The 23,046-nt window shown below is 59.2% G+C and carries 21 protein-coding genes; 11 read left to right on the top strand and 10 right to left on the bottom strand.

Annotated elements, in window-relative coordinates; genetic code table 11:
- Positions 1–131 precede the first annotated feature (131 nt).
- Positions 132–653, bottom strand: a complete 522-nt coding sequence (locus tag COA55_RS05995; RefSeq protein ID WP_063520212.1) for an FxsA family protein — start codon at positions 651–653, stop codon at positions 132–134.
- A 54-nt stretch (positions 654–707) separates the two neighbouring features.
- Entirely contained in the window at positions 708–1,622 is a 915-nt protein-coding gene (locus COA55_RS05990) for a LysR family transcriptional regulator (protein WP_290501018.1), read from the bottom strand.
- An 89-nt stretch (positions 1,623–1,711) separates the two neighbouring features.
- On the opposite strand from COA55_RS05990, the gene COA55_RS05985 reads away from it, so the two are divergent.
- On the top strand, positions 1,712–2,653 hold the full coding sequence (locus tag COA55_RS05985) for a sterol desaturase (RefSeq protein ID WP_290501017.1): 942 nt from the start codon (positions 1,712–1,714) through the stop codon (positions 2,651–2,653).
- 222 nt (positions 2,654–2,875) lie between these two features.
- Here COA55_RS05985 and COA55_RS05980 read toward each other — a convergent pair whose 3' ends face one another.
- Entirely contained in the window at positions 2,876–4,294 is a 1,419-nt protein-coding gene (locus COA55_RS05980) for a 3-oxoacyl-ACP reductase (protein ID WP_290501016.1), read from the bottom strand.
- A gap of 323 nt (positions 4,295–4,617) precedes the next feature.
- Between COA55_RS05980 and COA55_RS05975 the strand changes: the two genes are divergently transcribed.
- Positions 4,618–5,904 carry an acetyl-CoA C-acetyltransferase gene (locus COA55_RS05975; protein WP_063538047.1) on the top strand — a complete coding sequence of 429 codons (1,287 nt, stop codon included), beginning with the start codon at positions 4,618–4,620 and terminating at the stop codon, positions 5,902–5,904.
- Between the two features lie 187 nt (positions 5,905–6,091).
- Here the strand turns inward: COA55_RS05975 and COA55_RS05970 are convergent, their stop codons facing one another.
- Entirely contained in the window at positions 6,092–7,219 is a 1,128-nt protein-coding gene (locus COA55_RS05970; protein WP_290501015.1) for a LuxR C-terminal-related transcriptional regulator, read from the bottom strand.
- A gap of 324 nt (positions 7,220–7,543) precedes the next feature.
- On the opposite strand from COA55_RS05970, the gene COA55_RS05965 reads away from it, so the two are divergent.
- From COA55_RS05965 to COA55_RS05940, 6 genes are all read left to right on the top strand, one after another.
- Positions 7,544–7,852, top strand: a complete 309-nt coding sequence (locus tag COA55_RS05965) for a PepSY domain-containing protein (protein WP_290501014.1) — start codon at positions 7,544–7,546, stop codon at positions 7,850–7,852.
- Between the two features lie 55 nt (positions 7,853–7,907).
- Positions 7,908–8,192 carry a PepSY domain-containing protein gene (locus COA55_RS05960; protein WP_231880471.1) on the top strand — a complete coding sequence of 95 codons (285 nt, stop codon included), beginning with the start codon at positions 7,908–7,910 and terminating at the stop codon, positions 8,190–8,192.
- Positions 8,192–8,860 carry a response regulator transcription factor gene (locus COA55_RS05955; protein ID WP_063519182.1) on the top strand — a complete coding sequence of 223 codons (669 nt, stop codon included), beginning with the start codon at positions 8,192–8,194 and terminating at the stop codon, positions 8,858–8,860. The genes COA55_RS05960 and COA55_RS05955 overlap by 1 nt, the downstream gene beginning before the upstream one ends.
- A complete protein-coding gene (locus tag COA55_RS05950) occupies positions 8,857–10,203 on the top strand; it encodes an ATP-binding protein (RefSeq protein WP_290501013.1) in 1,347 nt (448 codons plus the stop codon). Before COA55_RS05955 ends, COA55_RS05950 begins: the two co-directional genes overlap by 4 nt.
- 85 nt (positions 10,204–10,288) lie before the next feature.
- A complete protein-coding gene (locus COA55_RS05945; protein WP_290501012.1) occupies positions 10,289–11,314 on the top strand; it encodes an alpha/beta hydrolase in 1,026 nt (341 codons plus the stop codon).
- Between the two features lie 39 nt (positions 11,315–11,353).
- Entirely contained in the window at positions 11,354–12,100 is a 747-nt protein-coding gene (locus COA55_RS05940) for a DUF4336 domain-containing protein (protein ID WP_290501011.1), read from the top strand.
- Here COA55_RS05940 and COA55_RS05935 read toward each other — a convergent pair.
- Positions 12,097–14,232: a molybdopterin-dependent oxidoreductase gene (locus COA55_RS05935; RefSeq protein ID WP_290501010.1), complete on the bottom strand. Its 2,136-nt coding sequence runs from the start codon at positions 14,230–14,232 to the stop codon at positions 12,097–12,099. The two genes, COA55_RS05940 and COA55_RS05935, sit on opposite strands and share 4 nt — an antisense overlap.
- Before the next feature lie 104 nt (positions 14,233–14,336).
- Positions 14,337–14,942 (bottom strand): TetR/AcrR family transcriptional regulator, encoded by a 606-nt coding sequence (locus COA55_RS05930; protein ID WP_063520794.1) that lies wholly within the window; start codon positions 14,940–14,942, stop codon positions 14,337–14,339.
- Positions 14,943–15,094: 152 nt separating this feature from the next.
- On the opposite strand from COA55_RS05930, the gene COA55_RS05925 reads away from it, so the two are divergent.
- The gene (locus COA55_RS05925) at positions 15,095–17,113 is read left to right on the top strand and encodes an NADPH-dependent 2,4-dienoyl-CoA reductase (RefSeq protein WP_063538225.1); all 2,019 of its coding nucleotides are present in this window, start codon (positions 15,095–15,097) and stop codon (positions 17,111–17,113) included.
- A 166-nt stretch (positions 17,114–17,279) separates the two neighbouring features.
- Here COA55_RS05925 and COA55_RS05920 read toward each other — a convergent pair whose 3' ends face one another.
- Entirely contained in the window at positions 17,280–18,533 is a 1,254-nt protein-coding gene (locus COA55_RS05920) for an NADH:flavin oxidoreductase/NADH oxidase family protein (protein ID WP_063520557.1), read from the bottom strand.
- 87 nt (positions 18,534–18,620) lie between these two features.
- On the opposite strand from COA55_RS05920, the gene COA55_RS05915 reads away from it, so the two are divergent.
- Together COA55_RS05915 and COA55_RS05910 are read left to right on the top strand one after the other, a co-directional pair.
- On the top strand, positions 18,621–18,977 hold the full coding sequence (locus COA55_RS05915; protein ID WP_007150890.1) for a metalloregulator ArsR/SmtB family transcription factor: 357 nt from the start codon (positions 18,621–18,623) through the stop codon (positions 18,975–18,977).
- A 25-nt stretch (positions 18,978–19,002) separates the two neighbouring features.
- Positions 19,003–19,437, top strand: a complete 435-nt coding sequence (locus tag COA55_RS05910) for a hypothetical protein (protein ID WP_063521386.1) — start codon at positions 19,003–19,005, stop codon at positions 19,435–19,437.
- 187 nt (positions 19,438–19,624) lie between these two features.
- Here COA55_RS05910 and COA55_RS05905 read toward each other — a convergent pair whose 3' ends face one another.
- The 3 genes from COA55_RS05905 to COA55_RS05895 all read right to left on the bottom strand — a co-directional run bounded on the left by COA55_RS05905 (position 19,625) and on the right by COA55_RS05895 (position 22,831).
- The gene (locus COA55_RS05905; RefSeq protein ID WP_063518881.1) at positions 19,625–19,954 is read right to left on the bottom strand and encodes a hypothetical protein; all 330 of its coding nucleotides are present in this window, start codon (positions 19,952–19,954) and stop codon (positions 19,625–19,627) included.
- A gap of 349 nt (positions 19,955–20,303) precedes the next feature.
- Positions 20,304–21,509: an acyl-CoA dehydrogenase family protein gene (locus tag COA55_RS05900; RefSeq protein ID WP_290501009.1), complete on the bottom strand. Its 1,206-nt coding sequence runs from the start codon at positions 21,507–21,509 to the stop codon at positions 20,304–20,306.
- Positions 21,510–21,523: 14 nt separating this feature from the next.
- Entirely contained in the window at positions 21,524–22,831 is a 1,308-nt protein-coding gene (locus tag COA55_RS05895; protein ID WP_290501008.1) for an acyl-CoA dehydrogenase family protein, read from the bottom strand.
- Between the last annotated feature and the right edge of the window lie 215 nt (positions 22,832–23,046).

The raw sequence follows: 23,046 nt of genomic DNA, 5'->3' as shown, positions 1-23,046 counted from the left end.
CGTCTTTGGCCGGTCGGTGGTGTAATCCGGTTTCATTCAATGAATAGAGTGGGGCGGTGAACGTTTTCGCTTTCAGGTTGGGGCAAGCTCGCACGGGCGGCGGGCGAGCTGGCGGTTAGAGGCTACGGACGCTATTGGTCCGTGCGGTGCGACTCGCCTTCAATGGTGTCGCCGCCGCCAAGACCGGTTCGGTCATCGTTGCTGCCTGGTCGTTGCTGGAACGGGTTGGTTGCTCCGCCGGAATAGCTTGAGCGAGTGTAGGCAAACCCGGCTCCCTGCACGGTGGTGAAGCTTTGCAACGAGCCTTTCTGGATCACCTTGTTGGCCATCCAGCGGCGTGAACCGGGTAGCAACAAGGCAAAGCCCACGGCGTCGGTAATAAAGCCCGGAGTGATCAGCAGGGCGCCGCCGAGCAGCAGCATCATGCCTTCGACCATTTCCTGCCCGGGCATTTCACCTTGCTGCATACGCTGATTCAGGCGTACCCAGGTACTGAGGCCCTGGCGGCGGAACAGGTAGCTGCCCAGCAGGGCGGTTGCCACGGTAGCAACAATGGTGATTGGCCAGCCGATTGCCCCGGCGACTTGTGCCAGTACCAGTACCTCCAGCAGGGCAAAACCGAAGATGAAAAAGAAAACGCGACCAAAACCCATGAGGTGTCCTGTTTGCCGTCAATAGTCAGTATGTGGTCATGATTGGACCTGAATTCAAGGGGCAGGTTCCTGCGCGATGGTTTGCTCCAGTTGCTGGCGGAGCCAGCGGTGGGCCGGGTCGCGTTGCTGGGCCGGTGACCAGATCATGTAGATGGGGACGGGCGGCAGGTCAACGGGGAAGGGCAGCACCTGCAACTGCATGGTTTCGGCGTACTGCTGAGCGAGCCGGTCGGGGACGGTGGCAATCAGGTTCGAGCCGCCGCAAACCGCCAGCATGCTGGCAAACTGGGTCACCCGGGCCCCCGTGCGGCGCTGCCAGCCGGGGGCATTGAGAATTTGGTCCAGGGGAAGTTGCCGGTTGCGGTCCGGCAGCACCACATGTTCGGCATCCAGAAATTGCTGTTTGTTGCACCGTCCCTTGATGGTGGGGTGGCCCTTGCGGGCGATCACGGACAGCCGTTCTTGCAGTAATACGCTGCGTTGCAGGCGGTCATCGTCAGCCACGAAAGCGTCCACGGAGAGGTCTGCCCGGCCTTTGTGGAGTTCGTCGGGCATATCATCGTTGGCAGACAGGATTTCCAGTACCACCTGGGGCGCTTGTTGGCGGAGTCTGGCCAGCAGGGGGCCCAGTACCACCATTTCGAAATAGTCCAGGCTGAGAATGCGGAAATGGCGCTGGCTGGTGGCCGGGTCGAAGCGGTTATCCGGGTTCAGGGTGTCGCGCAGGGCGGCCAGTTGCGGGCCAAGCTGATCATGTAGCTCCCGGGCACGGGGGGTGGGTGTCATCCCATGGTGGGTGCGCACAAACAGGGTGTCTGCAAAGGTGTGGCGCAGGCGCTGCAGGGCCGCGCTGATTGCGGGCTGGCTCATGCCCAGCGATTCCGCGGCACGGGAGAGCTGGCCGGCCTCCATGATGGCATCGAAGACGGGCAGCAGGTTCAGGTCGATACTACGCAAGTTCAGCTTCATGGATATTAGTTATACCAAATATCAATTAGAAAGATAAATACAGTCTGTCTAGTTTGGAGGTGCGCATAACAACAACCGGGAGAATACCCATGGACCAGATACTGACCTTGTCAGTCACCACCTTCATCGTTATTACCGCCATCTGGGAAGTCTTTGCGGGCCGCACCCGCGAAGGCAGAAAGACTCGCCAGGACTGGAAAGTCGCGTTTCTTGCCACTTTCATGATGGTGGCTATTCAGCGCCCGCTGATGCTGCTGTTGATTACGCTGGCGCTGACCGGGCTCTTCCCGGGTAGTGCCGGATCGCTTGCCTGGCTGCAAAGCGAGTATTTCTGGCCGACCCTGATTGCCTTCTTCTGCATCGAAGAATTCCTGCACGGGTCCTTCCACCTGTTTGCCCACAGTCGCCGCCCGAAGAACAAGGCGCTGCAGTGGGTGCAGGCGTTCTACAAGATGAGTCATCGACCCCATCACCTGGCTGGCGGCCAGGACAACAAGGGGCAGCTGTCTGTGACGCAAACCTTTGTGAATGGCTGGGCCTGGTGGTTCATCATGCCTAACTACGCCTTCCAGCTGGTTTGTCTGTATCTGGGCCTGGTGGAAATTTTCCTTGTGGCGACGGCCTTTAAAGGGTTGTGGGCAGCACAGACCCATGTGAACTGGAATTGGGATCTGTACTTCCATAATCACAAGTGGGCCTGGGTGCGTAAAACCATGTGGGCACTGGCGCACGTGATTACCTTTCCAACCCAGCATCACCATCACCATGCCCGTGGCCCCAACTCGGCCAAGAACGTGACGTCCACCCTGGCGATCTACGACTGGCTGATCTTCGGTACCCTGGCCATCGAGAAGGAAAAACCGAAGATGTATGGCTGGCGCCAGAATGATGATGAAGCCAATAGTGTGCTCAAGCGTTATTTCAAATGGGATGTGCGCGAATACATGCCGGGTGGCGCGGCAAAGGCAAAAGCCCGCGCTGAAGCGAAGGCTGCCAAAAAGGCACAGAAAGAGGTGGCCGAGGCCGCCTGATCAACCTGGATTCCTTGTGCTATCCACCTCGGGAGAGCGTGGAATTAAAGACCTCGCCGGGTAACCGGCGGGGTCTTTTTTTGCCGCGCTGCGACCGGACACTGGCCCCTACAGCGGCGCTGTAGAAAGCTTGGCCTGCAGCCCACAAAAAAGCCGCACCCTGTGGGCGCGGCTTTTTGTTGCTTCTTGCCTGTTGCGTGAAGCATGAGGCCTGCTGCGGGTTTAAGCCCCCAACAGCATCTGGCCACATACACGCACAACGTTGCCAGTCAGGCCCTGGGAGGCCGGGCTGGCAAAGAAAGCGATGGTTTCGGCCACGTCTACCGGTTGACCGCCCTGGTTCATGGCGTTCATGCGACGGCCCGCTTCACGGATGGTGAAGGGAATGGCGGCGGTCATCTGGGTTTCGATGAAGCCTGGTGCCACGGCATTGATGGTGATGCCTTGCTCGGCGTATTCATCCTTGAACGCATCGACCATGCCGATGACTGCTGCTTTGGAACAACCATAGTTGGTCTGGCCCAGGTTGCCGGCAATGCCCGCGATGGAGCTGATGGAAATAATGCTGGCGCCTTTGCCCAAACCGCCACTGGAGAGCAGGGCTTCATTAATGCGCAGCTGGCTGGCGATGTTGATGTTCAGCACCATGTCCCAGAATTTTTCCGGCATGTTGCCCAGCATTTTGTCACGGGTGACACCTGCGTTGTGCACGACCACGTCGTAGCCGCCAATGGCTTTGGCTTTCGCTGCAATGGCTGCTGGTGCTTCGTCGGCAGTGATATCCATTTCCAGAGTATCGCCACCAATTTGCGCCGCGACAGCATTCAGGTCATCGGCCATGGGGGGAATGTCCAGCACGGTGACGGTCGCGCCGTCGCGGGCCAGTACTTCGGCAATGGCTGCGCCAATACCGCGGGAACCACCGGTGACCAGGGCCTTTTTGCCGGCCAGCGGCTTGTCCCAATCAAACTTGGCGGCCTTGAAGCCGGCTTCGGTAACACGCACTACCTGGCCGGACACATAAGCGGATTTCGGTGACAGGAAGAAGTGCAGCGGGGAGGCCAGCTGCGCTTCGGCGCCTTCATCCACATAGACCAGCTGGGCGGTGGCGCCTTTCTTGATTTCCTTGCCCACGGAGCGGGTGAAGCCTTCCAGGGCACGCTGGGCAACGCGCACGGCGCCAGCCTGTTTTTCCGGAGTACGACCGATCACGACAACGCGGGCGCATTTATCCAGCTTGCGAATCACCGGATGGAAGAAGTCCCACAGGGCTTTCAGTTCATCCGGGCTCTGGATGCCGGTGGCATCGAATACCAGGCCTTTGAATTTGGCATCGTCATCGCGATTGGCGGTGTAATTGTCCGCATCCACGCCCAGTTTGCCGGCTTTTTTCTGCAGGTCGGTGGCGTTGGCGGTATTGGCCAGAACGGCTACCTGTGCGTCCGGCGCGCCTTTGAGGGTGCTCAGTACGCTGTCGATGCCGGTGGAACCATTGGCGGCACCTACCAGAACGCGGCCCTTGATAAAGGACGCCTGGCCCGGCTGCCAGCGCTCCAGAATAACCGGAATCGGCAAGTTGATTGCGCCGAATAGCGCCTTGCCCATGGGAGAGTTGGCAATCGTCTGATAGGTATCGCTCATGGTCCTGTCCTTTTTCCATCGAATGATGAATGTGTCCTTTTACCTTAGGGTAAGCGGAACGGGTTTAAAGGGGTGGCGCGTAAAGATGGGCTGAAAATACGCCATCTTTCGTAGGGCAGGAAATCTGGCCCTGTCGCACACTGGCGCGTATTGAATCACTGCAGTGTGACGGGTGTATTGACCGGCCCCGGCCGTCAAACAGTCGTTTGAGCCAATGAGGCCGGCACGGTAGGGGGTAGACTGCGCCCTGTCGAGTGAATACCGTGGCCAAATTCGCCACCGTCGTCGTCATTGATGACCGTCCATCTCTAGAGGAAAAGATTATGCTGGCAGGTAAAGCCGTTCGTAAGGTCGCCATTATTGGTGGTAACCGTATCCCGTTTGCCCGTTCCAACAGCGCCTACATCGACACCAGCAACCAGGAAATGCTGACAGCGGCACTGGATGGTCTGGTGGACCGTTTCAAGCTGCATGGTGAGAAGATTGACGAAGTGGCTGCTGGTGCGGTGATGAAGCACGCCCGTGATTTCAACCTGGTACGTGAATCGGTGCTGGGTTCCAAGCTGGCCCCGGAAACCCCTGCCTACGATCTGCAGCAAGCCTGCGGAACCGGTCTGGAAGCGGCCATTCTGGTGGCCAACAAGATTGCTCTGGGCCAGATCGATTGCGCCATCGCTGGTGGCGTTGATACGACTTCTGACGCGCCCTTGGGTGTGAACGAAGACGCCCGAAAAGTGTTCATGGCCTTGAACCGTGCCAAGACCAACGGCGAGCGTGCCAAGCTGGGCCTGAAACTGCTGAACCCGAAATCCCTGATGCCGGACATCCCGAAAAATGGCGAGCCGCGTACCGGCCTGTCCATGGGTGAGCACCAGGCGATCACTGCGAAAGAGTGGGGCATTCCCCGTGAAGCGCAGGACGAGCTGGCGTGGCGCTCTCACCAGAACCTGGCCAAGTCCTATGAAGATGGCTGGCAGGATGACCTGATCACCCCGTTCAAGGGGCTGGAGCGCGACAACAATATGCGTGGCGATTCCACCCTGGAAAAACTGGGCACCCTGAAGCCTTGCTTTGGTGGTCCGGACGGCACCATGACTCCGGCCAACTCCACGCCGCTGACTGACGGTGCCTCTGCGGTACTGCTGGCCACCGAAGAGTGGGCCAAGGAGCGCGGTTTGCCGGTTCTGGCTTACCTGACCCTGGGCGAAGCCGCCGCCGTTGATTTCATCGGCAAGAAAGAAGGCCTGCTGATGGCGCCCGCTTATGGCGTGCCGAGCATGCTCGACAAGGCCGGCATCACCCTGCAGGACTTCGACTTCTATGAAATCCATGAAGCGTTTGCCTCCCAGGTACTGACTACGCTGAAAATGTGGGAAGATGAAAGCTTCTGTAAAGAGAAGCTGGGTCGCGACAAGGCGCTGGGCAGCATCGATCGCAGCAAACTGAACGTGAAAGGTTCCTCCCTGGCAGCCGGTCACCCGTTCGCGGCTACCGGTGGCCGTATCATCGCCAACGCCGCCAAGCTGCTGAACGAAAAAGGCTCCGGCCGCGCACTGATCTCCGTGTGTGCCGCGGGTGGCCAGGGTGTGGTAGCGATTCTCGAAAAATAATCGCTCCCTTCTGGCAGTAAAAAAAACCGGCCAATTGGCCGGTTTTTTTTTGCCGCTATGCCGCCGCAGCACGGTTCATGCAACACGCGACAACCGCATCGGGTTGTCGTTCTTGTCCTTTCCTCAAGATACGTCTTGCCCTGCATCCTCCATGAATCCGTTATCAGGGTGTGGGCTGCGGGTTGGGTCACAGCACCTGCATGGCGCCGGATAACAGGGTGCGGATCACATCCTGCTGTTTGCTGACGCCCATTTTGCTGTAAATGGCTTTCAGCTGTGAGCGCACGGTATCCACCGACGTTCCATTATTCTCCGCGATCTGGCCAGGGCTGAGGCCGTTGGTCAGGGCAATGGCCACATTGGATTCTGCCTGGGTCATTTCGTAGAGCGCACGCAGGGTTTCTGCAGGGATGTTCAGCGGCGAATCAGAGTCGGAAATATAGAGCGCCACGGAACCGTTAGTGGGTTCACCACCGTCTGGTGTGCTGCCTTCATTGAGGGTGGCGAGCATGACGGTCAGCGCGTTGTCCCGGTCCGGGTGGTGCAGCCCGATGGCGGTGTTACGGGTGTTGATCTCTCTGGGGTCGGCTTTGGCCTGTTTCTGAATCAGGCAGGCGAGCCGGGTATTTTCATCCGCGTAGTAGGCTTTAATGCCAGTGCCGGCCAGGGCAAGCGCGTTATGGTGGGTGAGCAGGGCATCGGCGACCGGGTTACGGTAGGCCACGGTGCCATCCGGTTCGAGAATGATCAGCCCCAGCATAAAACGCGACATGGCACTGTGCAGGGTTTGCTGGCGCGTGCGCAAGCGGTGGAACTCACGGTGAATACGGATGGCGCGTTTGAAGTGTGGGTAGAGGAGCCGTAGCTTGGCGATATCTTCGTCGGAGAACGGGTCAGCATTGAAGGATCGGTGCAGGCCGATGCCCACGTGCCATTCCTTGTCGTGGTAGATGTTCATGCCGGAGATAAAGCCAATGTCATTGGGCTTGAGAATCAGCCGGAAATAGTAAGGGTGGGCGTCTTTGACTTCCCGGGAATCGATGATCTGCCGGGCCTGGCCCACAGGCTCGTCGCGCTGTGCCTGGAAGGTGTAATCGTATTTGCCCATGCCAAAGCGGTAGGACGCCACCACGGCTTTCGGTAAGCCGTGATAACCGATCATGCTCCGGGTGCCGCCCTGGTGATCTTCAATAAAAATCGCGCCAGAGCGGGCATTCATAATCTTTTCGCAGAGCAGTGTCATCACCCGGTTCCAGTGGCCCGGGTTGTAGGAGGCCTCGTACACTTCCCCGACAAAATCCAGTAATCCGTCCATATAGACCGGTTTCCCCCGTACCGCAGACTGTCCCCCCTGGACGGGTTTGCGGTGTTTCGTGTGGCCGCAGTGGGCCTGCGCCTTATCAATTGGCTGTGGTAACCGCTTGATAGCTGGGACGCGAACGGTTATCAGGGCAATATATCGGATTCATGCTGGAAAGATAACTGCGTCACACCCCAATGGGGTGAAAGGGCATTTTGCCGGTTAAAAGGCCGTTGCCCATTCTGCTTGCCGGGTTCAGGTCGGTGTCAGCCAGCATTCAGGTTGCGTTCAGCTTGGCGCGTTATGGTTCTCCCGACTTCAACGAAAAGGAGAGCAAACATGACTTTGACCAAAACAACATTGATGGCTGCGGTATTGGGTTTGGCGTCTGTCAGTGCAGTACAGGCCGATGACGTACCCCATAGCCAGATCGATACACTGGTGAAAGACGGCACTATCCAGTCCCTGGATAAACTCGATAAGGTAGCATTGGACAAGCACCCCAATGCGAAAATTACCGACACGGATCTGGAAAACGAGTATGGCCGCTACATCTACCAGGTTGAGCTGCGCGACCCGCAGGGCGTGGAGTGGGATCTGGATATCGATGCCAGCAATGGTGACGTGCTGGGTGAAGAGAAGGACTGAGTCCTTGCTTTCCCACACATTGCCGGGCCGATGGCCACGCAAGAGCAGGGCGATCTTGATCGCCCTGCTGTGCGTGTGTTCGCTCTCCAGTGTGGCCGATGACATTAGCCAGGATGAAGCCTTGCGGCTACGTCAGCAGGGGGAAATCCTGTCGCTTGCGTCGTTGCTGAAAACGCTGGAACAACGCTACCCGCAAGGTCGTGTGCTGGAGGTCGAGCTGGAACGTGACGATGGCCTGCTGATCTATGAAATTGAGTTGCTGACCCGGGACCAGGTGGTCCGCGAGATTGAAATGGATGCCCGCACCGCAGACATCCTTGATGACGAGCGTGACGACTGATGCGTATTCTTCTGGTCGAAGACAGTATCCCGCTGGCGGATCAGCTCATGCCCATGCTTCGTGAGCATGGCTACGCGGTGGATTGGCTGGCGGATGGTCGTGATGCCTTGCCCGCGCTCAATGATGATCCGTTTGATCTGGTGATTCTGGACCTGGGTCTGCCGGGTCTGGATGGTTTGCAGGTTCTGCAGCAGTGGCGCGGGGACAATCAACAGGTGCCCGTGCTGATCCTGACGGCCCGCGACAGCTGGGCGGAACGCATTGAAGGCCTGCAAAGCGGGGCCGATGACTACCTGGCCAAACCGTTTCACCCTGACGAACTGTTACTGCGGGTACAGGCCTTGTTGCGGCGCACCCATGGCCGGGCGAATACGGCCCAGCTGACGGCGGGCACTTTCAAACTGGATGAAAACCGCCAGAGCGTCTGGTCTGGGGAAACGGAAATCACCCTGACCGGCGCAGAATTCCGCATGCTCCGATACTTCATGCATAACCCTGATCGATTGCTTTCCAAAGGGCAGCTGGCCTCTCATCTGTACGATAACGAAAGTGACCGCGACTCCAACGTACTGGAAGTACACGTGAACCGCCTGCGTCGCAAGCTGGGGAAAAGCGTGATCGAAACCCGCCGTGGGCAGGGTTATGTCTTCACCGGGCAAGCGCGATGACCTCCATGGGGCGTCGGCTGGGAATCAGCCTGTTCGTCAGCCTGCTGCTGGCCGGGGTGGTGATCAGCCAGGGGGCGCTGTGGTGGCTGGAGCGCGATCAGCGCCTGACCCTGAGCCTGCAGTTACGCGATGATGCCGCCGGGGTGTTGGCCGCATTGATGGCCGACCCGCAAGGACGCTTGAGCCTGGATACCTCCCGTTTGCATCCTGCTTACCGACGGCCCCTGTCCGGGCGTTATTTTGTGGTGCTGTTGGGGGAGCAGCGTTGGCGGTCGCGCTCGCTGTGGGACCAGCAGCTGGAGGTGCCTGCGCAGCCGGGGGTGCATGCAGCCTTGCAAACCGGGCCGGCGGATCAGCAGTTGCTGCGCTTTCGCGGTGAATACGAAAAAGAAGGCCAGCCCATCACTGTGGTGGTGGCCCAGGATTACACCCCGATTCTGCACACCTATAACCAGACGCGCACCGTGGTGCTGGTGGTCTGGGTGGTGGTGTTGCTGGTATTGGCCGGCGTCCAGCAGTGGTTACTGCGCCGGGGCCTGGCCCCCCTTCGCCGGGCACGGGACGAAATTGAACAACTGCGCGGCGGGCAGCGTCATGAATTGAGCGAGACAGTGGCGTTGGAGCTGCATCCGCTGGTGGTAGAGATCAACCGGTTGCAGCGCCATACGGAGCAGCAACTCCAGCGTTCCCGTCATGCGCTGGGTGACCTTGGCCATGCGCTGAAAACCCCGCTGGCGATTCTCAAGAATCGCTGCACGGAGGAACTGGCGGCGTCGGACCCGGAGTTGCATGCTCTGCTTTGCGAACAGCTGGCGCAGATGGAAGCCAACATTCGCCGCGCCCTGGGAAGGGCGCGGGTCGCGGCGGGCGTGACGGCCAGTAATCCATTTTCTCCGGCGCAGGATATCCCCCTGTTGCTGACCACACTGGAGCAGGCTCACCGGCGTGACCTGGACATCCATCTGGAGATGGCGGCGCTACCGGCGCAGCCGTTTGATCGCGATGACATGCTCGAAGTGTTGGGCAATGTGCTGGATAACGCCTTCAAATGGGCGAATCGTCGTGTCCGCGTGGCGGTACACGTGGTGGAAGAACGCTGTGCGGACAATGAAGAGCGCAAGCAGCTGATACTGTGTGTGGAGGATGATGGCCCCGGTATCCAGGAAGATCGCCGCGAACAGGTGCTACAACGGGGGCTGCGCCTGGATGAACGCGCTGCTGGCCACGGGCTGGGATTGTCGATCGTCAGCGATACCGTGGCGGCTTACGGTGGCAAACTGGTGCTGGATGAAAGCCCCACGGGCGGGTTGCGGGTTGGTCTGCATTTCCCCCACCCGCAGTGAAAACAGCGGCAATTAGCGGGAACCGGACGTGCAAAACGCACTCACAACGGGTAAGTGTTCAAAAACATGCCAGTGAGGAGGTGCCATGAAGGGGGAATCGATTCAGCGTCAATGGAGTCAGGGGCTGGGTGTCCTGCTTTGCCTGTTGTTGAGTCGTTTGGCGCTGGCAGAGCCGGTGGCGCTGGATGCACAGCTCTCGGGTTATGCCTATCCTTATCCGGTCCAGACCCTGGCCGTGACGGATCAGCAACAGCGCCTGGAAATGGCGTATATGGATGTGACGCCGGAAGATGCCAATGGCGAAACGGTGCTGTTACTCCATGGCAAGAACTTCTCCGGGGCATATTGGGAAACCACCATGGCTGCCCTGCTTGAGCAGGGCTATCGCGTGGTGGTGCCGGATCAGATCGGTTTCGGGAAATCCTCAAAACCTGCCCATTTTCAGTACAGTTTTCAGGTGCTGGCTGATCAAACCCGACGTTTGCTGGATGCGCTCAAGGTGGACAGCGCGACCGTGGTCGGCCACTCCATGGGCGGCATGCTCGCGACCCGCTTTGCCCTGATGTTCCCGCAACGCAGTGATGCGCTGGTATTGGTGAACCCCATTGGCCTGGAAGACTGGCGCCCGGTGGTGCCCTGGCAATCCGTGGATGCCTGGTATGAAGGGGAGCTGAAGAAAACCCCGGAAAAAGTGAAAGCTTATATGACGGCCAGCTATTTCGATGGCCAGTGGAAAGACGATTATGCCCCCTTGCTGACCTTGCAACAGGGCTGGATTCGCGGGCCGGACTACCCGCGTATTGCCTGGAATTCCGCCCTTGCCTACGACATGATTTACAGTCAGCCGGTGGTGCAGGACTTTGCGCGGCTTGAGGTCCCCACCTTGTTGATCATCGGCACCCGGGACCGCACCGCGCTGGGACGTAACCGGGCACCGGAATCAGAGCGTGCCCAACTGGGGCGCTATGACCAGCTGGGCAAGAAAGCGGCGCAACGCATTCCTGATGCGACTCTGGTTGAATTGGAGGGCATCGGTCACGTTCCACAATATGAAGCGTTTGATGCATACCGCGAGGTGTTACTGAATTTTCTGGCACCCGATCAGGACTGACGACCCGTTGTCGGGCTGTCTGGCCCAGGGAGGGGTATCATGGCTGTGCTGTCATTGTATGAACCGGTGAACTGGCTCAAGCCGGTGGCCGATGACGTCTGGATTGTCGATGGGCCGGTGATACATATGGCCCTGTATGGGGCAGGGCTACCCTTCACGACCCGGATGACCATTGTGCGTTTGCCGGGCAACCGGTTGTGGTTGCACTCTCCGGTGGCATGGAACGCGCCCCTGGCCAGGCAGCTGGAAACCCTGGGCACGGTGACGCATCTGGTGTCGCCCAACCGGATTCACTACGCCTATATCGCTGACTGGTCGGCACACTATCCCGAGGCCCGTTGCTGGGCCTCACCGGGGGTGAGAGAGCGGGCCAGTAGCCAGAATATATCTGTGTCGTTCAGCGATGATCTGGGCGACCGTCCGCCGCCGGAATGGCATGACACTCTTGATCAGTTGTGCTTTCGCGGCAGCTCGGTGATGGAGGAGGTGGTGTTTTTGCATCGCCCCAGCCGCACGTTGATCCTGGCTGATCTAATCGAGAATTTTGATCCCGGCAAAGTGCATTGGCGCCTGCGGTGGCTGCTGCGCCTGGCGGGTGTGGTTGCACCGCACGGACAGGCGCCACTGGATTACCGGTTTACTTTTCGGGGCGGCAAGGATCAGGCACGGGCCAGCTTCCAGCGCATGCTGCAATGGCAACCGGAGCGCATCGTGCTGGCCCATGGTAACTGGATTGACCACAATGGCACCCAGGCGCTGAAGCGCGCCTTTCGCTGGCTGGGTTAAGCGCGGGTACGCTGAGTCGCCACCGGATTAATCGAGACCGGCACGCCACTCATGAAGGCCTGATTACTGAGTTTCTCAAAGCTGCCGGGGCCGTTGGGAAGCAGTGCGTTGATGTTCACTCCCGGGCGCTGCTGCGCCACGCGCATCCCCGGTGTTTGCCGGTTGCCCCAGCCGTGGGTCATGGCGACCACACCTTCACGCAGGCTGTCGTCACTGCGCACCTTGACTCGCACCCGCCCGTAGGTATTGCTGGCCTCGACTTCGTCGCCGTCACCAATGCCCATGGACTGGAGGTCTGCCGGGTTCATGTGCAGCGCATTGCTGGCATGGGCGCCACGCTTCAGTGTCGGCACATTCTGGTACCAGCTGTTGTGCATGTAGTTGGTACGCAGGTTGATCAGCCGGAAGGCGGGCGTAGTGGTGGTCAGGGCCTGAAATTGCTGGTTGGCCAGTTCCATGGCATCAGCAAATAGCGGTGGGCAGCAATCGACCCGTTTGTCATCAGTTTGAATGAAATCCGTATAGAAGCGGCCGATGGATTGAGTGTCCAGCACGGCGGTGCCGGATGGCTGTTGTGCCAGTGTGTCCACGCAAAGCCCGGTACGTGACAGCATGTGATCCAGCCGGCCGAACGGCCGGGGCGGGTCCTGTTCCAGCATGGGGGCGTGCCGTCCCATGGCCTGTAACAGGTGCGACAGAATCCACCATTCTTCACGGCGCTGTGCGGCGGGAGGAACCACCGCATCGGTGTATTGCACATAGGGCTGGTACTGCATGCCCAGCCCACAGATATTCAGGTCCGGGCGTTCCAGCATGTCTGCCGAGGGCAGCAAGTAATGTGCGTATTCCCCCGTGGCATTGCGGAACAGATCAATGACGATCAACAGGTCCAGCTTTTCCAGCGCCTGGCGCCAGCGGCCTTCACCGCCCACGCTGAGCAAGGGGTTGCCGGCAATCACTACCAGGGCGCGGATCGGGTTGTCGTCGTCGAGGATCATGTCTGGCAGCAGGTTGCCGGCCAAGGCGCCGCGGATATGCCGCATTTCCCCATGCTGGGAGGGAAAAAATACGTTATCAAGGCGGGCGCGGCCGGCCTTGGCGGCGGGGTAGAACCCTTCGCTGTAGAAGTTGCCGCCGGGCTTGTCCAGATTGCCGGTAACGAAACTCAGCATCTGCAGCAGCCAATAACAGAGTGTGCCGTGCTGGCCCATGTTGACGCCGGTGGACATGTGCACGCAGGCACGCTCTGCGCCACTGAACGTATCTGCCAGGTCACGAATGGTGTCGGCGCTCAGGCCTGTCACGCTGGCCACGGCATCAGCGGAGTAGGGGGCAATGAAAGCACGCAAGGCATCTATGCGCGTGCCATGCTCGCGAATGACGTTTTCATCGAAACGGCCCAGCGCATCCATTTCATGGAGCAGGGCGGCCATCAAATAGAGGTCCGTGTCGGGAAGGATTTGTATCACTTCCCCGGTTTTGGGGCTGGCGGATTCGATTAGGCGGGGGTTGATGTAGAACACCTGGGCGCCGCGCTGGCAGGCGGTGCGGATCTTGGCCATGGGGTCGGCGATGGAGATGAAACTCATGTGCGAGACTTTCGGATTTTCGCCGAACATGAGCAGGCAATCGGTGTTCTCGATATCCGGTACCGGATGCAGGGTGCTGGTGCCGAACACGGCTTCGCCGGCGGCAAATTTGTTGGCGCAGTCCTGGGTGCCGGAGTTGAAAATGCGCCGGCTGCCCATGGCCATGAAGAAATCGCCAATGGCCTGACTGCCCAGGGCGTTGAAAGCCGAGGGGTTGCCAATATAGCCGCCGATGGCATCCGGCCCGTGCTGTGTGTGGATCCGGGTGAGAGCGGTGCCGATGTCTGTTATCGCACTGTCCCAGTCCCGGGGTTGCCATTGGCCTTCACCGGGCCGGCGGCTGCCTTGCCGTACCTGGGGCTGATCGAGGCGATCCGGGTCCTGGTGGATGGCCAGGTAGTTAATGCCCTTGTGGCAGGCAAAACCTTTGCTGACAGGGTGGGCCTTGTCCGGTTGCAGGCGGGTGACTTTGCCGTCGTCGACCTGGGCAATCAGTGCGCAGGAGGGTTCACAGACCCGGCAAAATGTTGGAATGGATTTCATGGCAGCCTCCCTGACGATTCAGTCAGGCTAGCCAATCACGCCCGGGCAGGACATGACCGTTCCACTCATTTGTGGCGTCGCGGTTATGGGGCGGGCCCGCAGGGTCAGGAGGAAGGCTGTGACAGGGCGGCCATGATCAGGGCAATGGACTGCTCGCTGACGGTCTCGATATCTTCCCGGTTCACGTAAATGCCATCAATCAGCAGCCGGCACAGGCCGTGGACGGTGGCCCAGCTGGCCTGGGCCACGCGCAGGGAATCGGTTCTCGCCGGCAGGCGGCCCGCCAGCAGCGTTGCCAGTCGCTCGGCATAGTGACGGAAGCTGCGATAGGCGATGGTTTTGAGTTCATCGGTGGGCTCGCCGCCTTTCCAGATAGTGCGCCCGAACATCAGTTCGTACTGTTCCGGGTTCTCGGTGGCAAAGCGCAGATATTCCCGGACAAAATTTTGAATGCTTTCCTGTGAGCCCGTTGCTTGCAGCTGACGGTTGATCATCTCGTCCAGCTGGCTGAATGCCTGGGTGGCCAGGGCGCAGAGCAGGGCGTTCTTGTCACGGAAGTGGTGATAGGGCGCGGTACGGGATACCCCCGCCCGCTCGGCCAGCTTGCGCAAGGATAAACCCTCAACGCCTTGCTCGCTGAGCAGAGTGTTGGCTTCCTGCAGCAAGGTATCGTGCAGGTCGCCGTGATGATAGCGGCCGGTCTGTGCCATGAGTCTCCTGCCTTTTGCGTGGTGGCGTGTCGTGTGAAGCCTGTTGCGTCTATTTCAATCTTGACACTGTCAAAATAACCCCTTAACTTGACGCTGTCCAGATTAATCAACGCGTAGCCATCTGTGGTGCAGATGCCTTGGGAGACAACACCATGACAGCCAACCGCTATTCCAACCTGCTTTCTCCGCTGGATCTGGGGCATACCCAGATCAAGAACCGGGTGATTATGGGGTCCATGCATACCGGTCTGGAAGACCGCTTCTGGCAGTTCCCCAAGCTGGCGGCCTACTTTGCCGAGCGGGCCCGCGGTGGTGTTGGCTTGATCGTAACCGGTGGCTTCAACCCCAACAAGAAGGCCTGGTTCTATCCCTTTGCCGGCCTGTTTAACAGCCGTCTGGATGTGCGTAACCACCGCAAGGTGACGGATGCGGTGCATCAGGAAGGTGGCAAGATCGCGCTGCAGATTCTCCACGCCGGTCGTTACAGTTATCACCCGTTTTCCCGTTCGGCGTCGGCCATTAAAAGTCCGATCAACCCCTTCAAGCCCAAGGCCATGTCCACCAAGGAAGTGGAGCAGACGGTGAAGGATTTTGCCCACACGGCATGGCTGGCCAAGAAAGCCGGCTACGACGGTGTGGAGATCATGGGGTCCGAGGGCTACCTGATCAACCAGTTCACCGCGTCGCGAACCAACAAGCGTAAAGACAAATACGGTGGCAGTGCCGAAAACCGCCGTCGCTTCCCGGTGGAAATCGTTCGCGAAGTGCGCAAGCGTTGCGGCGATGATTTTATCGTCATGTTTCGCCTTTCCGTGGTTGATCTGGTGCCGGACGGGGCCACCCGTGAAGAGGTTCTGGCGCTGGCCAAAGAAGTGGAAGCGGCGGGCGCCAGCCTGATCAATTCCGGGATTGGCTGGCACGAAGCGCGTGTGCCCACCATCGTGACCTCTGTGCCCAGAGCGGCTTTCGTGGACGCCACCCGCCAGGTGAAAGACGTGGTTTCCATTCCCGTGGTGGCCTCCAACCGCATTAACGATCCGGACGTGGCAGAAGCCATTCTGGTCGCTGGCCAGGCGGATGCGGTCTCCATGGCGCGCCCGTTGCTGGCGGACCCGGATTTCGTGAAGAAAACCGAGCAGGGCAAGGCGGATGAGATCAATACCTGTATCGCCTGTAACCAGGCGTGCCTGGACCATACCTTCCAGCTCAAGCGGGCGTCCTGTCTGGTCAATCCCCGTGCTTGTCACGAGACCGAGTTGTTGTACCTGAAGACCGCCAAGCCGAAAAAAGTTGCTGTCGTTGGTGCCGGCCCGGCGGGCTTGTCCTGTGCCACGGTGGCGGCAGAGCGAGGCCATGCGGTGACCCTGTTTGATCAGGCGGGGGAAATTGGTGGTCAGTTTAATATGGCCAAGGTAGTGCCCGGCAAGGAAGAGTTTCACAACACCATTCGCTATTTCAGCAAAAAACTGGAAAGCACCGGCGTTACCATGAAGCTGAATACGCGCGTTGAAATTGCCGATCTGGAAGCGGCGGGCTTTGACGAAATCGTGATTGCTACGGGTGTGGTTCCGCGTACCCCGGGCATCCCCGGTGTGGATCATCCCAAGGTGTTGTCTTACGTGGACGTGCTGCGTGGCAACGCCCAGGTGGGTGAGAAAGTGGCGGTCATTGGTGCCGGTGGTATTGGCTTCGATGTGTCCGAGTTTCTGGCTGAACATCCCCGCGAAGGCGAGCAGCCATTACCGGAGTGGATGAAAGAGTGGGGCGTGGATATGGCGGGTGACACCCCCGGTGGCCTGGTGAAAGCGGCACCGGAAAAACCGGCTCGCCAGATCACCTTGCTGCAGCGCAAACCGACCCCGCTGGGCAAGGATCTGGGCAAAACCTCCGGCTGGGTACACCGCGCCACGCTCAAGTCCCGCAACGTGGAAATGCTGAAAAACTGCAGCTACGAAAAAATTGATGATGCGGGCCTGCATATCAAGATGGGTGAAGAAAGCCGGGTGCTTGACGTGGATAACGTGATTCTCTGTGCCGGGCAGGAATCCCTGCGTGAGCTGTACAAGGAAGACGGCAAGAACTTCCACCTGATTGGTGGCGCGCATCTGGCGGCCGAGCTGGATGCCAAACGCGCGATCAAGCAGGGCGCGGAAGTGGCAGCGAAGTTGTAAAGCAGAGGATCCCTGGCTTCTAGCGGCTAGCAACGAGAAAAACAAAAAAGCCCCGGCTCACGTCGGGGCTTTTTTGTTTCGGTGACTGCAGAGGGCGTCACCATTTATGCGAAACTCGAAACTCGAAACTCGAAACTCGAAACTCGAAACTCGAAGCTGTTGTCTGTCAGTTATTCGCCCGCAGACGGCGGGTCTTAAAGCTGCCGACACCCATGGTGGCGATAACCTTGAACAGGGCGAGCAGTACGCTCTCGTCCGGCTTTGGGTCTTTGCCTGTGCCCATGCGATGCAGCTGGCGGGAGAACCAGGACACTTCCATCATGGCCATGTTGTCGATGGTCTTGATACCGGTTTTGCGCGGGGTAACGCGGCTGACAACGCCACTCTGGCCCGCCAGGATGGCGTTGGGAAGATCCGGTTCCACGGCCAGGGGGCGGGCGATGCCGATGATATCGGTGGCACCGCTGTCCACGGCTTGCGCCATGGCTTTGGCCGAGCGGAAGCCGCCGGTAACCATCAACGGAATGGAAACCCGCTTGCGGATTTCGTTGGCGTAATCCAGGAAGTAGGCTTCCCGGTTGGCGGTACTTTCCCGTACGCCCTTGGCACCGGCCATGGCCGGGTTCTCGTAGTTGCCCCCGGAAATTTCCAGCAGATCGAGACCCTCGCTGGCCAGTGTTTCGGCCACGGTCATGGATTCTTCTTCGCTAAAACCGCCCCGTTGGAAATCGGCGGAATTGAGTTTGATGCTGACAGGGTAATCATCGCCAACGGCCTGACGGATAGCCCGGTAAATTTCCAGCGGGAAACGCATGCGGTTTGCCAGTGAACCGCCCCATTGATCGGTGCGGCGGTTGTGATGTCCGGAGAGAAACTGGCTGACCAGATAGCCGTGGGCGCCATGAATTTGCACACCGGTGAAACCGGCTTTCTGGCAGATACGGGCGCTGGTGGCGAACCGCTGGATGATCTCCTGAATTTCCTCTTCGCTCAGCGCTCGGGGTGTCTTGAACGCGCTTTTCAGTTCCTTGCCAAAGGGCACGGCTGAGGGGGCAAGGGTGTCGCCGCTGGCCAGCATACGGGGAATCTGCTTGCCGGGATGGTTGAGCTGTACCCAGATCGCCCCGCCCCGGGACTTGCCGGCCTCCGCCCAGCGTTTCAGCAATGGCATGTCACGCTCATCCTCCACGACCACGTTGTTCGGCTCGCCGGTGTGGCGTCGGTCGATCATGATATTCCCGGTAATCACCAGGCCGGTGCCGCCCTGGGCCCAGCGGCCGTACAGCCGTTCCAGTTTCGGGGTTACATGGTTGTCGATGGTGCCGAGTGCTTCGCTCATGGCCGATTTGCCGAAACGGTTGGGCAGGGTGATTCCGCAGGGCAATGCCAGGGTCTGGCCGAGAATATCAGCGTGGTTCACAGTGTCTCCTCCGATGGCGACGAACAGTGGCGACAAGAAATGCCGCAACGATATAGTTTGATGAGGATCAAACTATAAGTTAGTTTTATGACCGTCAAACTATTTTCCCGGGAGGTGCCGGTTTTGGCACAGAAAGACACTGTGACGGCGGAGCAGCTTGCTGCAGCCTTTCGTGCGCTGTCCAACCCCAATCGGTTGCGCATATACCAGGTAATTGTGGATCACTGTCGCCAGCATGGTCAGGCGGATCTGGCCAAGGTGCCTGCCGGCTGTGCGTTTGGGGATTTTATGCAGCGGCTCAATATTGGCGCACCGACAGTGTCCCACCATGTTCGGGAGCTGTCGGAGGCGGGGCTGATCCGTGTGGAGCGTGAAGGGCGCCGCCGCTTCTGCCATGCGGAGCCAATGATGCAGGAACGGTTGGCACACTTTTTTGAAATGTAATTAACACCGAATACAGGGGCAGGGAATGACAGCGGATCAATGGGCGCTTTGGGGCTGTGGCATCTTTTTTCTGGTCGGCTTGCTGACCGGCGCCTGGAAGTATGTGCAGGTGGCCAATAGTGAGAAAGCCCGGGCGCATTACTATGTGGACATCGCCCACCGTGCCAGCTTGATGTATGCCTTTGCATGCCTGGTGCTGGAGCGCTTTGCCTTGCTCAGCGTTTGGGACGACTGGGTGAACACCCTGGCGGTGCTGGCCTGTCTGATTTTCTTCGCGCTGGCGATCGGCAGTTATATTCTGCACGGCATGCTTAAAGACACCCGCAACCAACTGCAAAAGCCACACAGCATGGGCTCGGCCACGGTACCGCAGGCGGCCATGACGGTATTTATGCTCGCGCTGATCGCGGCGGAAGTGGGTGGTTTCGCCGTGCTGTTCGCAGGCTTTGTGATGAGATGAGGGTGAGCTACGAGCTACGAGCTACGAGCTACGAAGAAAGAGAGGGAAGGGGAAAAAGTTCCCGGGGAGGCCTTTTCAATGTTTCACGTTGAACGTTCAACTGAACCCCGCGGGCATGGCGGTTATCGTGCGCCACCGTACCCGGCCCGCGTTTCAGCTTGCAGCGTGTCCCGTGTTGCGTTTCTTATCAAGTGCAGTAGCGGCCGTACTGGCTCAGCGCCTTGCTGCTGTGTGGATCAACCGTATCGACCCAGACCTGCATGGAATCCTTGTTGCGATTGTTTTGCAGGTTGCTGAAATCCCCGGCGGTGAATTCGCCGAGCAGGGTATCCCCTTCCTGGGGTGTGATGCCATCCAGCTGTTTGACCAACACCATGCCCTTGCTGGAGTTCAGCAGCATGTAGTCGCAGCTCTGGCTGATAATGACCGTGGCTTGCTGATTGGCATGGGCGGCGTTGCCCAGCATCATGCATCCGGCCAGCCCGGCACCCATTATGGTGTATTTGAATGCTGACATATGGATCCCTTCCTTTTTTATTGTCCCACTCCACCTTCTACCTTTCACTTTACTGCCCCGCCGCGGGTGAACCTGTTGTCTAATCGCGGTAAAGCTGTAACCCGGTGTTGTGTTTTTATTGCGTTCCATCTGATTGGATATTGGCACACATGATGGCACTGCAACATCATCGTTATGGCTCTTTGTGCAGTAGGGAATAAGACTGAGATACTGGTGCTATATAGGGCGAATTGGCCTGAACGGCGTCATTCGGTATGGGGCGGTTGTGGTGTGTTGTCAGCGATGAAAAAAGCCGCTTCTGAGTACTCAGAAACGGCTTCTTTCATTCGTCGGCAAAATGCCTAAGGCGTTACTTCAGTTCCTTGGAGCTAAGCCCCAGCACGCGACGGGCAATAACCAGTTGCTGGATCTGTTGGGTGCCTTCAAAGATATCCAGAATCTTCGAATCACGGGCCCATTTTTCCAGTAACTCGTCTTCGGTGTAGCCCAGGCTGCCGGCCAGTTCCACACAACGCAGGGTGATGTAATTACCGACCCGGCCGGCCTTGGCCTTGGAGATGGAGGCTTCCAGGGTGTTGGCTTTCTTGTTGTCGGCCATCCAGGCTGCTTTTACCGCCAGCCAGTAGGCGGCTTCCCAGTCCGCTTCCATCTTGTAGATTTCCGCTTCCACCGCAGAGCAGTTGTCCACGGGTTTGCCGTAGTCATAGGTGATGCTGTCTTTGAGCAACTCCTTGATGCGCTCCAGGGAGGCTTTGGCGCAACCAATGGCCATGGCGGCCACCAGCGGGCGGGTGTTATCAAACGTCTCCATGACACCGGCGAAGCCTTTCTTGGTGTCAATCTCCGGGCTGCCCAGCAGGTTTTCTGCCGGTACCCGGCAGTCCACGAAGTTGATGGCGGCGGTGTCGGAGGCGCGGATGCCCAGCTTCTTCTCCAGCCGTGCCAGTTCCATGCCCGGGGTGCCCCAGTCCACCACGAACGACTTGATGGCAGCGCGACCCAGTTTCGGATCCAGGCTGGCCCAGACCACCACGCAGTCGGCCCGTTCGCCGGAAGTGACGAAGATTTTTTCGCCGTTGAGGATGTAGTGATCGCCATCTTTTTTGGCAGTGGTGCGGATGGCAGCGGAGTCGGAGCCACAGCCCGGTTCGGTGATGGCCATGGCGGCCCACTTGCCCTTGAAGCGTTCCAGCTGTTCGTCGTTGGCTACGGCCGCAATGGCGGCGTTACCCAGGCCCTGGCGGGGCATGGCCAACAGGAAGCCGGTATCGCCGTAGCACATTTCCATGGCGCCCAGGCAAACGCCCATGTTGGCGCCATTTTTGACGCTGCCGTCGTCCTGCACCTTGCCGCTGCCGGTGGTGGCCGCGCCGGCGGAGTTGGCCGGGTCGCCTTCGTTGAAGCCATCCAGCACCGAGGCGAGCATATCCAGCTCTTTCGGGTATTCGTGCTCACCACGATCGTACTTGCGCGACAGCGGGCGCAGGGTGCTTTGTGCTACCTGATAGGCGTTGTTGATCAGGGGTTTGAACTTCTTGGGAATCTCGATATTCATGGTTGTCTCCCTCCTTACAGGTGCAGGCCGCCGAAGGCGACGCCCACAGCACGCAGATCCCGATACCAGCGTTCCACCGGGTACTCTTTGGTAAAGCCATGGCCACCGAGCAGCTGCACGCCGTCGGTGCCGATTTTCATGGCTTTATCCTTCACCAGGGTGCGGGCGAGGTGCGCTTCGCGCTGGAAGCTTTTGCCCTGTTCGGCACGGCTGGCCGCGCGGTAGGTGAGCATGCGCATGGCATCCAGCTCGATGGCCATATCGGCAATCATGAACGCCACGGACTGGCGATGGCTGATGGGTTCACCAAAAGCGGTGCGCTCGTTGCAGTAGGGGCCAACGTAGTCGAGCACCGCCTGGCTGGTGCCAATGGCCATGGCGCACCAGGCCAGGGTGCCCAGGTCCACAAAAGCGCGATAATCAAAATCGCCATTACCCAGGCAGTTGTCCGCCGGGATGCGCACGTTATCCAGTTTCAGCGGGCGCTGACCGCTGGCGCGGATGCCCATGGCGGGATCCTCTCCGGCGGTGAGTCCGTCGGTGCCGCCTTCCACGATAAACACCGCGGGGCCGGTGTCGGTTTGTGCGGCAACCAGGAAAATTTCCGCTTCGGCCGCCAGTGGCACCAGGGATTTTTCGCCGTTGAGAACGTAGTCGTTACCGTCCTTGCGGGCGGTGGTGGCCAGCGCCATGGGGTCGAACAACGGGCGCGGTTCGCACACCGCAATGGCGGCTTTGGGCGGATTCTCTTCGGCGAAGCTGCTCAGGTATTTGTCCTGCTGCTGAGCGGTGCCCCACTGGGTCAGGGCATTGGCGACCCCCATGGGGGCAAGAATCGCGACGGCCTGGCCCATGTCGCCACGGGCCAGATCTTCTGCCAGCAGCATGCTGGTAACGGTGGATTTCTCGGTGGCGGCGCCGCCCAGGGATTCCGGTACCGCGAAGAAATTCAGTCCCAGTTCCAATGCCTGGGCAATCACGTCTTCGCTGGTCTGCTGTGCGGCGTCAGCGTGTTCGGCCTGTTCGCGCAGTACGTTGGTGGCAAAGCCCTGCACGCTGTCGCGGATCATCTGTTGTTCGTCGGTGACGCCAAGATCGAACAGGTCACGGGTATGGCCGGGGGCGGTAAGGCGCTCGGGTTTGTTGCCTGCGTTACCGGACTTAAATGCACGGGCGGTGGTGGTCAGTACCTGGAAGCCGCCTTTGGTCAGGCTGTAGGCAAGCCGCTCAACGCTTTTACGCATGCCCATCTTGTCGAGCATCTCCGAGCTGGCCAGGCGGTTAAGCGCGGTCAGCGCATAACCCACTGCATCTTTCGCCATGATGGAACCTCATTGTTATGTCTATGGATTGCATTCGATTATGGAGAGGTGAGCGACGGTCACATTGACCAGTGTGACTGACAGGTCGGGCATAGTAGCAACCGTCCTGGCGCCACAGACCTAGCCATTGTCGGACTTAGAGCGTATGGGAGGTTTATCGCGCTACCAGCGACGCTGCTTTGGGAAAAGGGCGAGGGGGGAGCTTGTTGATGTTC

Source organism: Alcanivorax sp. (assembly GCF_002733835.1).
Taxonomy (GTDB): Bacteria; Pseudomonadota; Gammaproteobacteria; order Pseudomonadales; family Alcanivoracaceae; genus Alcanivorax.
The sequence above is the reverse complement of the archived record's forward strand: the minus strand, read 5'-3'. Positions and strand labels throughout refer to the sequence as shown.